Annotated in this window: 12 protein-coding genes; 6 read left to right on the forward strand and 6 right to left on the reverse strand. The window is 45.4% G+C overall.

What is annotated here, in order from left to right; all coding sequences use genetic code 11:
- Window positions 1–3: 3 nt before the first annotated feature.
- From EO131_RS06555 to hemH, 4 genes are read right to left on the reverse strand one after another with little or no spacing between them, the layout of a single operon-like run.
- Entirely contained in the window at window positions 4–1,104 is a 1,101-nt protein-coding gene (locus tag EO131_RS06555) for a lactonase family protein (RefSeq protein ID WP_127020121.1), read from the reverse strand.
- Between the two features lie 45 nt (window positions 1,105–1,149).
- A complete protein-coding gene (locus EO131_RS06560; RefSeq protein WP_127020123.1) occupies window positions 1,150–2,532 on the reverse strand; it encodes an MATE family efflux transporter in 1,383 nt (460 codons plus the stop codon).
- A 56-nt stretch (window positions 2,533–2,588) separates the two neighbouring features.
- Complete coding sequence (locus EO131_RS06565) at window positions 2,589–3,380, reverse strand: DUF3050 domain-containing protein (RefSeq protein ID WP_206512860.1); 792 nt, start codon at window positions 3,378–3,380, stop codon at window positions 2,589–2,591.
- A gap of 16 nt (window positions 3,381–3,396) precedes the next feature.
- Window positions 3,397–4,443, reverse strand: coding sequence for a ferrochelatase (gene hemH / locus EO131_RS06570; protein ID WP_206512861.1), 1,047 nt, complete (start codon window positions 4,441–4,443; stop codon window positions 3,397–3,399).
- 143 nt (window positions 4,444–4,586) lie between these two features.
- Here hemH and EO131_RS06575 point away from each other — a divergent pair, with 143 nt between their 5' ends.
- Both EO131_RS06575 and EO131_RS06580 read left to right on the forward strand, forming a co-directional pair.
- Complete coding sequence (locus EO131_RS06575) at window positions 4,587–5,645, forward strand: mechanosensitive ion channel family protein (protein WP_164731637.1); 1,059 nt, start codon at window positions 4,587–4,589, stop codon at window positions 5,643–5,645.
- Window positions 5,642–6,496 carry an N-acetylmuramoyl-L-alanine amidase-like domain-containing protein gene (locus tag EO131_RS06580; RefSeq protein ID WP_127020131.1) on the forward strand — a complete coding sequence of 285 codons (855 nt, stop codon included), beginning with the start codon at window positions 5,642–5,644 and terminating at the stop codon, window positions 6,494–6,496. Before EO131_RS06575 ends, EO131_RS06580 begins: the two co-directional genes overlap by 4 nt.
- On the opposite strand, the gene EO131_RS06585 is transcribed toward EO131_RS06580, so the two are convergent.
- Complete coding sequence (locus EO131_RS06585) at window positions 6,482–7,231, reverse strand: ThuA domain-containing protein (RefSeq protein ID WP_127020133.1); 750 nt, start codon at window positions 7,229–7,231, stop codon at window positions 6,482–6,484. The genes EO131_RS06580 and EO131_RS06585 overlap by 15 nt on opposite strands.
- 10 nt (window positions 7,232–7,241) lie before the next feature.
- Complete coding sequence (locus EO131_RS06590; protein WP_127020135.1) at window positions 7,242–8,120, reverse strand: AraC family transcriptional regulator; 879 nt, start codon at window positions 8,118–8,120, stop codon at window positions 7,242–7,244.
- 209 nt (window positions 8,121–8,329) lie between these two features.
- Here EO131_RS06590 and hemA point away from each other — a divergent pair, with 209 nt between their 5' ends.
- The 4 genes from hemA to hemE are packed head-to-tail and all read left to right on the forward strand — an operon-like array spanning window position 8,330 to window position 12,265.
- Window positions 8,330–9,586 carry a glutamyl-tRNA reductase gene (gene hemA, locus EO131_RS06595; protein WP_127020137.1) on the forward strand — a complete coding sequence of 419 codons (1,257 nt, stop codon included), beginning with the start codon at window positions 8,330–8,332 and terminating at the stop codon, window positions 9,584–9,586.
- Window positions 9,583–10,509, forward strand: a complete 927-nt coding sequence (gene hemC / locus EO131_RS06600) for a hydroxymethylbilane synthase (RefSeq protein WP_127020139.1) — start codon at window positions 9,583–9,585, stop codon at window positions 10,507–10,509. The genes hemA and hemC overlap by 4 nt, the downstream gene beginning before the upstream one ends.
- Entirely contained in the window at window positions 10,487–11,200 is a 714-nt protein-coding gene (locus tag EO131_RS06605; RefSeq protein WP_127020141.1) for a uroporphyrinogen-III synthase, read from the forward strand. Before hemC ends, EO131_RS06605 begins: the two co-directional genes overlap by 23 nt.
- Window positions 11,201–11,239: 39 nt before the next feature.
- The gene (gene hemE, locus EO131_RS06610) at window positions 11,240–12,265 is read left to right on the forward strand and encodes a uroporphyrinogen decarboxylase (protein WP_127020143.1); all 1,026 of its coding nucleotides are present in this window, start codon (window positions 11,240–11,242) and stop codon (window positions 12,263–12,265) included.
- The last annotated feature ends 22 nt before the right edge of the window (window positions 12,266–12,287 follow it).

A 12,287-nucleotide genomic window follows, 5' to 3' on the forward strand; every position in this document is an offset into this window, starting at 1 on the left:
GATTTAATCAACAAATACCAAACATACAGGAATGGGGTGTTTGGTCTCGTTCAAAAAGGTCAAGGTGCCTTTTTCCGCATCCCTTTTAAAAACCACAATATTTTCACTGCGTTGGTTGGCCACCAAAAGGTAGTCTCCGGTTGGATCTAACGTAAAATTTCGCGGCCAATCGCCACGTACAGACTCCCGACCCACCACCGAAAGTCTACCGGATTTTTCATCCACTGCAAATACCACAATGGTGTTTTCCCCGCGGTTGGAGCCATATAAAAACTTACCGTCGGGTGACAAATGGATATCTGCGCAGAAGCTTTCGCCTTCAAAATCGGTAGCCAAGGTGCCAATGGTTTGGATTTCTTGGTAATCGCCATTCGCATCCTTCTCGAAAACGGAAAGGGTACTGTTCAGCTCATTGATCACATATAGGAACTGGCCGTTTTTACCAAAGGTAAAGTGTCGTGGTCCCGCGCCATCCTCAAAAGGTAAGGAAGGTTGTGTTCCTGGCACAAATTGCCCTTCTTTTTGCTGATAGCGTTTTACGGCATCCAAACCAAGGTCGGTTACAAAGAGTCCATTTGCGGTAAACTGGGCCATGTGGGCATGGGCCGTTTTGGTCGTGTCCAAACTTTTATGGTCTATGATTTGGGGGTCGCTTTCCAACGAACCATCATCATTCAAATTGAAAACCGCCACGTTACCTCCCGTATAGTTAGCTACGGTCAATTGTCCATCTCCTGATAAAGAGACATGGCATGGATGCGCCCCATGTGTACCCATGCTGTTTTGTAGCTCCAAAACACCATTGTTCCATGTGAAGGCCGTAACCCCCCCGCCCAAACTATCAAAGTTATCGGTTTCCTGAACGGCGTATACATGCTTCTTGTCCTCAGATAGTGCCAAATAGGACGGATTCGTCAGTTTGGCCTCCAATTTTTTATGGGACAGGGTTCCAGTTCCACTATCAAACGAGTAGGTGTAGATACCTTCACTTTCGCCATCGGTATAGGTGCCAACAAAAAGGGTGTACATGGGTTTTTCTTCGGGTTTATCGGTGCAGGCCAATAGGGAGGCCAATGCCATCACCGCAAAAATGGTTTTCTTCATGGTTGTTCAGTTACAGCAGCAAATTACGCATTCTTGCGGAATGCATCATTTGGGCAACAATTTTGTGTTGATTTCCTTCACCAAAAAATAGCCAGTCACGACCGTGGCCAAAACATCGGCAATGGAAAATGAAATCCAAACCCCTGTTTCACCCATGATTTTTGGTAGAATCAAAATCAACGGAATAAAGAAAAACCCTTGCCGCGTGAGGGTCAACAAAAGGGCCGGGGTTGCCTTTCCAATGGCCTGAAAATAGGCTGCACCAATCAACTGGATGGCAATGATGGGCGTAGCAGCGAACACCATTCGCATGGCCAAAGGCGTATGTTCAATCACAAATTGATTACTGGCCAATTGTTCAACGGCCAAATCGGGCCTATCACTTAAAAACAGGGAAGCAATTTCTCCAGGGAAAACCATCAATACGATAAAAACCAGAGTGGCCACCAGAGCGGCATACTTAATGGCCGTATAAATGGATTCCTTTACACGGTCGTAGTAAGCCGCACCGTAATTGTAGCCTGCAATGGGCAAAAAGCCTTGGGTGACCCCAAACACAGGAAACAGGGCGAACATCAACATGCGGCCGATGATGGCATACACCGCTACCATAGGCTCTCCTCCGAGATTGAACAGGATATTGTTCATGATCAAATAAGTGATGCTGGTTACCGCTTGTCTGGCCAAGGTCACAAAACCCAACGAGCCGATTTCACGCAAAATGGGTCTGTCCAATCCGAAATGGGTATGACTTATCTTCAATTCGGAATTTTTGGAAAGAAAGAAATACAGGATATACCCAAAACAAAGTAGGTAGCCAATTGTTGTGGCCCAAGCGGCACCGTGCATGCCCCAATCAAACACATAAATGAAGATATAGTCCATCAACAGGTTCCCCACGGATGGAATGATCATCGCGATCATGGCAAACTTGGGCTTGCCCTCGGCGCGAATCACCGTATTGCCCATCATACAAAGGGCCAAAAAGGGCACCCCATACAAAATGATGGTGTAATAAATCTTGGCAGGTTCAAAAATGCCTCCCTTGCCACCAAAAGCGGGAATAAGACTGTCCACGTAGTACAGCCCCAAGGCCACCATGATCACGGTGACCAAAAGGGTCAGGGTAATCTGATTTCCAAAGGTTTTGAGTGCTTTTTCCTTGTTATTGGCCCCCAGGGCACGGGAAATAATGCTGGAACCCCCGATACCGATGGCCATGCCCAAGGCCGCAATGAAAAAGGAAACGGGCAGCACCACATTGATGGCCGCAATGGCAATGGATCCAATCCAGTTTCCCACGAAAATGGAATCGACCAATACATTGAGGGACATCACCAAAATACCAATGGAAGCTGGAACTGCTTGTCTGATCAGCAATTTTCCGATGGGTTCCTGCCCAAGATCGTCTGAGGTTACTTTGGCCATGCCAAGGATTGTTCTATTCTACTGAAGTTAAATTCGTGCGGTACTGTTCCTCAAAGCTACAACGCATCCACCAAATTACCCTTGTTCTCCGCTAATTTTTTGGCAATGCCATCCCAGAGGGCGATGCGTTGCTCCAATGCTTTTTTACTATACTGGAACACATCTCCCCATTTGTGGTCATCGGAACCACAAAGGGCCTGGATCATTTTAACGGCCAACGGTCCGTGGTCATCCCCATCCAACTCGATGTGCCGTTTCAAGTAATACGATAGTTTAGCATAGTTTCCAGGTCCGTTTTCGCCTGATTGCTCTATGATGCTCAAGAACATATCGGGAATCAAATCTTCCCTCCCAAAGGTGAATGCGGCTGCAATGATATGGGGTTGTTGGGTATTGATGACCTCAAAAGTGTAGCTTAGGAAATTCTTTTCAGACGGGTCCAAGTTGGCTTGGTCTATCTGTTGTTGAATGTGTTGCAGATCTGTGAAATTAGCAATGACATTTAGCACTTTGGATGTATCTGCTTCCACTTCCTGCATGGCATCGAGGTACATTTCAAAATGGCTTTTGGCCTCCCCTTTCTCATTGAAATCGCTTTCTTCCTCCAGTACAATTTCGTTGATGAACCGGGCCACTGAAGCATCCGTGGCAGGTTGCCAAGGTAAGGTGGTACAAGTAAGGTGTTGTTGCAAAGCTTTTAACAGGGACATAAAATCCCAAACGGCGTACACATGGCTTTCCATGAAAATCTTAATATCCTCCACAGATTCCAATTGTGCGTACAACGGATGGTGTTTCAGTTGGTTCCGCACCCCTTGCAAGTGGTGTTCCAATTTTTCAATATGCATAGCTATATTTTGAAAATTACTGAACGTTGTATTCGGGCAGGGTTCCCTTTTCCTTCCATTCATTGATCCATTGTGCCATCAGTCCGGCCCAGTCATCACTGTCGTTCAAGCAAGGAATGTGTACGTAGTGTTCCCCGCCGGCTTCCTCGAACTGCTCCTTACCTTCCATGGCGATCTCCTCCAGGGTTTCGAGACAATCGCTTACAAAAGCTGGGGTAACCACAGCCAAACGTTTTTTGCCTTCATGGGCCAAACGCTCAAATTCCTTGTCGGTAAAGGGTTGCAACCAGGGGTCGCTGCCCAATCGGGATTGGAACGATGTACTTACTTTATCCTCCGGCAATCCCAGTTCCTTTTTGACCCTTTCGGTGGTATCCATGCATTGGTGGCGGTAACATGTATGATGTGCCGCCGAGTTGGTGGTACAACATTGGCCGTTCAATTTGCAATGGAACTTGGTAGGGTCTGATTTTCGGATATGGCGTTCTGGAATTCCGTGGTAGGAAAACAGGATATGATCGTATTCAAACTCCTTCAAGCCTTCGGCAATGCTATTGGAAAGTATTTTAACATACTCTGGGTTGCTATAAAATGCGGGCAGAGTGGTCACATGCATTTCAGGGAAGTGGGCTGCCTGCACTTCCAAAGCTTTAACGACCACCGTCTCATAGGACGACATGGCGTAATGCGGATACAGCGGTACCAAAAACACCTCATCCACTCCTTGGTCCTTCAATTCTTGGAAGGCCTTGTGTATGGACATGGAACCGTACCGCATGCCCAAAGCTATGGGCAGATTGGTTTGCTGCTTTACCTTTTCCATAAAGCGTTCGGAGATGATGATCAAGGGAGACCCCTCGTCCCACCATATTTTGGAATAGGCCTCGGCCGATTTCTTGGGACGTGTGTTCAAGATAATGCCACGTACGATGATATTTCGCAAGATAGGATTCACATCGATGACCCTCTCGTCCATCAAAAACTCATCCAAATACGGTTTTACATCCTTTGCGGTCGGACTGTCGGGCGATCCCAAATTGACCAATAAAACTCCTTTTTTCACGGCTACCTGGTTTAAAGGGCAAAAATAATACACCCTACCGACTTTGCAGGTGCCCCTTCCAAATACTTTCTTATGATGAAATAATGATTCTCGATTTTGTTCAAGTCCTTCACCTGTGGACTTTTCTCCCTATTTTTGAAGCTATGGAGTCTTTTTACGACAATGTTTCCAAAGAATCGCTCATTTATTTGAGTGTTGCCCTTGCTGTTCTGATCTTTCTGTACTGGAGCACCTCCGTTATTTTAAAGCGACTGGGCAAAAATCCGAAGTACTTATTGCCAACGGGATCCTTCCGAAAACTGGCCACCCCTTTAGTACTTATTTTTCTGAGTATTCTGATTCGTTTAAAGTCCCTTCGCGATGTGTTGAATTTGGAAGAGGCTGGTTTTTGGTTTCGCAAGGCAAGTACCCTTTTGTTCATTTTCGCGATGACCTGGGTGATGATTGCGCTTCTGAAAATTGTTAAACAAATTGTGATCCGGAATTATGACGTAGGGGTCGAAGACAATCTGAAAGCAAGAAAGGTGTACACCCAGTTCACCATTTTGGAGCGGATATTCATTTTCATTATCATTTTGTTGGCCGTCGGGTTTTCCCTGATGAGCTTTCCGGAAATCAGACAATTGGGGTTGAGTATTTTTGCCTCTGCCGGTGTTGCAGGAATCATTATCGGATTCTCGGCCCAAAAATTCATTGGGACCATTTTGGCCGGTATCCAAATTGCCATTGCCCAACCCATTAAGCTGGATGATGTGGTGATCGTAGAGGGGGAATGGGGTCGCATTGAAGAAATTACCTTGACCTATGTTGTGGTGGCCATTTGGGATAAGCGCAGATTGATTGTGCCCACGCCCTATTTTATTGATAAACCGTTCCAAAACTGGACAAAGACCTCGGCCGATATTTTGGGGACTGTCTTTTTATATGTGGATTACAATGTGCCTTTTGACAAACTGCGGGAAGAATTGACCCGGGTTTTGAACGAAACCGACCTTTGGGACGGCAAAGTCAACGTGTTACAGGTAACCGATAGCAAACCCAACCATGTGGAGGTCCGGGCCTTAATGAGTGCCAAAGATTCGCCCACCGCTTGGGACCTTCGGGTGCATGTCCGTGAAAAATTAATCGTTTATTTACAGGAAAATTATCCTGAAAGTATTGCAAGGACACGGATAAGAATTGATCAAGACCATCAAAAATGAAATCAAAAAATATCTCCCTACTGATTCTTTTGTTCGGTTGGCTGGGCCAGGCCCAACAAATTACCTGTTCGCCAAAAGACCGACCCCTGTTTGACACCAAAATGCATGCGTTGGCAACCATTGAAGCTTCCAATTTGGGAGACACCATTTCGTTGGTCGGCCAATCTTTTTTGGGAACACCCTATGTGGAAAAAACATTGGAAGTGGGCGACACCGAAACGCTTGTGGTCAATTTTAGCGGGTTGGATTGTACCACTTTTGTGGAAAATGTACTGGCATTCACTGCCCTTTTGAAAAAACAACAAAACGATTTTCAAGATTTTGCAAGTGAATTGGAAACCATTCGGTATCGCAATGGGGAAATGAAAGGTTATCCATCACGTTTACACTATTTTACGGAGTGGATTCGAAACAATGAGAAGAAGGGTTTAGTAAAGGATATCACCAAGGATTTGGGCGGTATCGAGCTTGAAAAACCCATCAATTTCATGGGAACCCACAGAGATCTGTATCCTTTTTTAGCCAGTGATGCCAATTTTCAAGCTATGCAGCAGGTGGAATCCCAACTAGCTAAGGAAACATTGTGTTACCTGCCCCAAAATCAAATTGCAGACAAGGAACATCTGATCCAATCCGGGGACATTATCGCCTTGGCCACCTCCATTAAAGGGTTGGATGTGACCCATACCGGAATCGCCATCCACCGGCCCGACGGACGTTTGCATTTGTTGCATGCCTCCAGTAAAAATGGCGAAGTGGAAATCAGTGAACTGCCTTTGGCAGATTATCTCAAAAACATCAAGAGTAATATCGGCATTATAGTGGCAAGACCCACTTTACTTCCGCTTTAAACACCACTCGATCGCCCCCAGTAAATGCTGTCTGAAATCCGGCTCGTCAAAAGCAGCTTCGGTGTGTCCCAAACCTGTATAGAAAGCCCGACCCCCATCAAATTCATGGTACCACGCAATAGGATGGTTGGCACCATTGGTACCGCCTTTGTAACTGGTTTCATCCAACTTTAGGAGCACATTTACCTTAGGGTTCAGGTTTTTGAAATTGTACCATTCATCAAAATGCATCCACACCTTATCCAGATGTGCCGTTGAAGGATGGGTGTTGTCCATCACGTCTATTTTGGCTTCTTGCTGTTCCGGATGACTATCAAAATACGCCCCGGCCAATTTACCGTACCAAGGCCAATCGTATTCTGTATCGGCTGCCGCGTGGACACCCAAATAACTGCCTCCATTTTTAATGTAGGATTCAAAGGCGGCTTGTTGGGTTTCGTTGAGCACATCCAAGGTAGTGCTTAAAAAGACCACCAATTTGTAATTCTTCAAGCTTTGGGGATTAAAATCTTCGCTGAATTCGGTTTGCAGTGCCACAAACCGGTTTCGCCGGCCCAATTCGCGAAAGGTTTGTACTCCCTTTTCTATGGACTTATGCCGATAGCCTTCAGTTTTGGTAAATATCAAAACCAGATCGGGCATGGTGTTGTCCGCCAAATCTTTGGAGGGTTCATTTTGGGCTTGACCGCCGGCCATAAAAAAACAGACCAACAAAAGGGCAACAATATGTTTCATAAGATGGGATTTACACATTGGAAGTTACATATTTTTTTGGGGTGGTCCCGAACTTCTTTTTGAAGGAGGCGATAAAATGACTGGCTGTGCTATACCCCACTTTCAAGCCCACTTCGTTCACATTGTGCTTGCCCGATTCCAACATTTTGCGGGCATACTCCATTTTATAATCGAACAGAAAGCCATATACCGAATCCCCATAGATCTGTTTGAACCCTTCCTTTAACTTTTTAAGGCTCAGTCCCACCTCATCGGAAAGTTCGGCCAAGGTTGGCGGTTCGGCCATACGGGCGATCATGATTTCCTTGGCCATTTTTATGCGGCGCACATTGTCTTCGTCGGCCAAATAGGGGCATTGTTCCAAATCGGCATCTTCTGTTTTATTGAAGTAGAGTGAAATCAGTTCGAACACCTTGCCCTTTAAATACAATTTCTTGATGGATGGATGCAGATTATAGTTCATCAATTGGCTCAACACCACGGCAATGGCCGGAGACACCATTTCTTGTGAGTAATACTTCTTCTCTTTATTGTCCTCGCTCAAAAAAGGAATGTAATTGGCCTCGTCCGAAAACAAGGAATGAAACTTTCTGATGGTCATGACCACGGAAAGCAACCACGAATTCGGTGAAACTACCAAATTCAAGGGCAAATCCTTTTGGGTATTGTACAGCAACAGGGAATTTTCCTCGTTCACCTCTAAATAATAGTTGCCCTCATTAAAGTTAAAACGGGATTTTCCCTTCAGGCAAAAGTGAAATTGAATGTAGGAACTGTCGATATCCCGCTCAATAACCTTTGGTTCTTTGGCATCGTTCTGGATTTTAAGAATAAAAATGCCGTCTTCCACCAATATCTCATCGTACGAACCTTTAGCGATATTTTTCATGTATGATTTTTGTTGTGCTTTTGTGATCCATTAATTTAGAATGGCTCTAAATTGCATGGTATATCATCAAAATTACCAATAATATCAATGCATTGAAGCTTTTTTACACAAATTTAAATGAAGATTTTGCCACCGCTGGTGCTACGGTACCGCTAGCGTTATTTTATGACGTACAACACTGTTAATTTTGTGTTGCGATTTTATCCTTTATGAGGAACTACCATATTTCAAAACATAATTCCTTCTATGCCGTTGGGTTGAGTTATAAGAAGGCGGATGCAGAGGTTAGAGGAAAGTTCAGTCTGGATGTTCCCGCTATAGACCATATTCTGGGCAAGGCAAAGGAATTGGGCATCGATGGTCTATTGGCCATTTCCACATGCAACAGAACCGAACTGTATGGTTTTGCCCAACACCCCTATCAACTGATCAAATTGTTATGCGACCAAACCAATGGAACCGTTGAAGAGTTCCAAGAGGTAGCGTATGTGTACAAAAACCATGAAGCCATTTCCCACATGTTTAAAGTGGGTACAGGTCTCGACAGCCAGATATTGGGGGATTTTGAAATCATCAGCCAGATCAAACAAGGATTTTATAGGGCCAAAAAGCAAGATATGGCAAATCCGTTTTTGGAGCGTTTGTGCAATGCGGTGATACAGGCCAGCAAACGCATCAAGAACGAAACGGAGCTTTCTTCCGGGGCTACATCCGTAGCTTTTGCCTCGGTGAAATACATTCTGGACAATGTGCCCGACATCTCCGAAAAGAACATTCTCCTTTTTGGAACAGGTAAAATTGGACGGAACACCTGCGAAAACCTGGTGAAGCACTCCAACAACTCCCACATTACCCTGATCAACCGTACTCGGGAAAAGGCAGAGGACATTGCGGGCAAGTTCAAATTGACCGTGAAGGATTACGGCGACCTACAAACGGAAATCCGCAAAGCGGATATTTTGGTGGTGGCCACCGGTGCGCAATTGCCAACAGTATCCAAAGCGCTGATCTATCCGAAAAAACCATTGTTGATCTTGGACCTTTCCGTGCCCAAAAACGTATCGGACGATGTTTTGGAACTGGACAATGTATCCTTGGTGCATTTGGACCAGCTTTCGCAGATCACGGATGAAACCTTGGCCAACAGAAAAGCGGATGTGCCCAAGGCCGAAGCCATTATTGATCAAGTTAAGAAGGACTTCCTCAAATGGTTGGAAACCCGAAAATTTGCACCGGTCATCAACGCCCTCAAGGAAAAATTGAAGACCATGAAAGAAGAGGAAATCGACTTTCATTCCAAAAAGCTGTCCGATTTTAACCAAGATCAGGCCGAGATGATTTCTGAGCGCATCATCCAAAAGATTACCAAGCAATTTGCCAACCACCTGAAAAAGTCAGACGTGGATACGGAGGATAGTTTGGAGCTCATTCAAAAAGTCTTCCAGCTAGAACCCCACTCCAAATGAGCAAAATCATACGAATTGGAACCCGCGACAGTGAATTGGCGCTGTGGCAAGCGACCACCGTGCAAGAAAAGTTGGAAGCATTGGGGTTCGACACTATATTGGTGCCCACCAAATCCATCGGTGATCAGGTGTTGGACAAACCGTTGTACGAATTGGGGGTGACTGGCATTTTTACCAAGACACTGGACATTGCGCTCTTGGAAGGGCAAATTGATATTGCCGTACATTCCATGAAGGACGTACCCACCCAATTGCCGAAGGGCATTGTTAAGGCTGCCGTGTTGGAACGGGCTGTTTCCCATGACATTTTGGTGCACAAGGGTCTTGGGTTTTTGGAATCGGATGCACCGGTGACCATTGCCACCGGAAGTTTGCGTAGAAAGGCCCAGTGGCTCAACAAATATCCAAACCACACTGTAGTAGATCTTAGGGGCAACGTGAACACCCGCCTCTTAAAACTCATTGAAAACGATTGGCAAGGGGCCATTTTTGCCCAAGCCGGCCTGCAGCGTATCAAATTATTGCCGAAAGATGCGGTACAATTGGATTGGATGGTGCCAGCTCCGGCACAGGGCGCCATGCTGGTGGTGGCCAAAGAGGAAGACGATTTTACACGAAAAGCAGTGTCCAAACTGAACAACACAGAAGCAGAGGTGACCACTTCCATTGAACGCGAATTCTTGCGGACTTTGGAGGGCGGCTGTACCGCCCCCATTGGAGCCTTGGCCCAAATTAAAGATCAAACGGTTTATTTCGAAGGGGTACTGTTCTCGTTGGATGGGAAGGATAAACTTTCCGTAAAAAAAGAAATCCCGTTAGGCAAAGCAAAAGGCTTCGGGGAAGCCTGTGCCTTGGAAGTGTTGCAAAACGGTGGTGATAAATTGATGCAGGCTATCCGAAATGAAAACAGTGCTCTCCACTAAAATATTGACGCAGCCGCAAAGGGAACTGTTCCTAAATTCCGGTTTGGGATTGGTGGAGTACAATGCCATTCATATCGATTTTTTGGATGTGCCAATTCCTTTGGATCACCCCAATTATATTTTCACCAGTAAAAATGCAGTGAAGGCCTTTTTGAGACAGGCCAAGAACAAAAAACTGCCCAGATTAAGGGCTTTTTGCGTGGGTTCCAACACCAAGTCCTTTTTGGAAGCCAATGGTTTTACCGTATTGAAAACAGCTGACAACGCAGCAACCTTGGCCAACTCGATTGTCCAGGACCATAGTGGGGAGGAATTTCTGTTTCTTTGCGGAAACAAACGCAGGGAAGAGCTGCCAGACATTTTATCAAAATATAACATTCGGTACAAAGAACTGGAGGTTTACCGTACCGAACTGAGCACCAAGGTGTTCAACCGTAGTTTTGATGGTATTCTTTTCTTCAGTCCCAGTGGCATCACGAGCTTTTTCACCCAAAACCAAATTGCTCCGGAAACGATATTGTTCTGCATTGGAGAAACTACAGCAAAGGAAGCCAATAAACATTCAAAAAATAGTGTAATAGCCAACAAACCAACCATAGAAAATGTATTGGTACAGGCGATTAAAGAATTATCAATACAAACGGATGCTGAGCGGAGTCGAAGCACCAAACAAAATTCAAAAAAAACATAGAAAGATTCCTGTCTTCACAGGAATGACAAATTAAAATTTATGATTAAAAACGACTTGTTCCTTAAAGCACTTAAAGGCGAAACCGTGGAACGCCCACCCGTTTGGATGATGCGCCAGGCCGGACGTTATTTGCCCGAATTTATGGAACTCCGTAAAAAATACGATTTCTTTACCCGTTGTCAGACCCCGGAACTGGCTTCCGAGATCACGGTACAGCCCATCCGCCGATATGGCATGGATGCAGCTATTTTGTTCAGCGACATTCTGGTGATTCCCCAGGCGATGGACATAGAGGTGGAAATGAAACCCAACTTTGGCCCCTATCTGCCAAATCCGATTCGTTCCAAAGCAGATTTGGACCGGGTAATTGTTCCCGATATTCAGGACACTTTGGGCTATGTGATGGATGCCATTGCCATGACCAAGGAAAAATTGAACGATGAAATCCCGTTGATCGGGTTTGCAGGTTCGCCATGGACCATTCTGTGCTATTGTGTGGAAGGACAGGGCAGTAAAAGTTTTGATAAAGCACGTGGTTTTTGCTTTACGCAGCCTGAAGCGGCCCATGGGTTACTTCAAAAAATTACGGATACCACCATTGCCTATTTAAAGGCAAAAGTGGAAGCCGGAGTTAATGCGGTTCAGGTGTTCGATTCGTGGGGAGGAATGCTTTCCCCAACCGATTACCAAGAATTTTCCTGGAAATACATTCAGCAAATAGTGGATGCCCTTAAAGACTTGGCCCCGGTCATCGTTTTTGGCAAAGGCTGTTGGTTCGCCTTGAAGGAGATGGCCGAATCCGGTGCATCTGCGGTTGGGGTCGATTGGACCTGTTCCCCAAAAAATGCAAGGTATCTTACCGGAGGCAATGTTACCCTACAAGGAAATTTTGATCCTGCAAGATTGTTGTCACCTCCTGAAAAAATTAAAGAAATGGTTGCGCAAATGATCCGTGAATTTGGCAAGGATAAATATGTGGTCAATTTGGGCCATGGCATACTTCCCCATATCCCACTGGAAAATGCGAAGGCTTTTGTTGATGCGGTAAAAGAATACAAGGAGTGAACCTTATATCGGTCTTAAAACG

The sequence above is a fragment of the Flagellimonas beolgyonensis genome (assembly GCF_003992615.1).
In the GTDB taxonomy this organism is placed as follows: Bacteria; Bacteroidota; Bacteroidia; order Flavobacteriales; family Flavobacteriaceae; genus Flagellimonas; species Flagellimonas beolgyonensis.

Excerpts from the sequence above, each read along its gene's own strand:
- EO131_RS06555 (WP_127020121.1), bottom strand. The coding sequence starts at position 1,104 with ATGAAGAAAACCATTTTTGCGGTGATGGCATTGGCCTCCCTATTGGCC.
- EO131_RS06560 (WP_127020123.1), bottom strand. The coding sequence starts at position 2,532 with ATGGCCAAAGTAACCTCAGACGATCTTGGGCAGGAACCCATCGGAAAA.
- EO131_RS06565 (WP_206512860.1), bottom strand. The coding sequence starts at position 3,380 with ATGCATATTGAAAAATTGGAACACCACTTGCAAGGGGTGCGGAACCAA.
- EO131_RS06575 (WP_164731637.1), top strand. The coding sequence starts at position 4,587 with ATGGAGTCTTTTTACGACAATGTTTCCAAAGAATCGCTCATTTATTTG.
- EO131_RS06580 (WP_127020131.1), top strand. The coding sequence starts at position 5,642 with ATGAAATCAAAAAATATCTCCCTACTGATTCTTTTGTTCGGTTGGCTG.
- EO131_RS06585 (WP_127020133.1), bottom strand. The coding sequence starts at position 7,231 with ATGAAACATATTGTTGCCCTTTTGTTGGTCTGTTTTTTTATGGCCGGC.
- EO131_RS06590 (WP_127020135.1), bottom strand. The coding sequence starts at position 8,120 with ATGAAAAATATCGCTAAAGGTTCGTACGATGAGATATTGGTGGAAGAC.
- hemA (WP_127020137.1), top strand. The coding sequence starts at position 8,330 with ATGAGGAACTACCATATTTCAAAACATAATTCCTTCTATGCCGTTGGG.
- hemC (WP_127020139.1), top strand. The coding sequence starts at position 9,583 with ATGAGCAAAATCATACGAATTGGAACCCGCGACAGTGAATTGGCGCTG.
- EO131_RS06605 (WP_127020141.1), top strand. The coding sequence starts at position 10,487 with ATGAAAACAGTGCTCTCCACTAAAATATTGACGCAGCCGCAAAGGGAA.
- hemE (WP_127020143.1), top strand. The coding sequence starts at position 11,240 with ATGATTAAAAACGACTTGTTCCTTAAAGCACTTAAAGGCGAAACCGTG.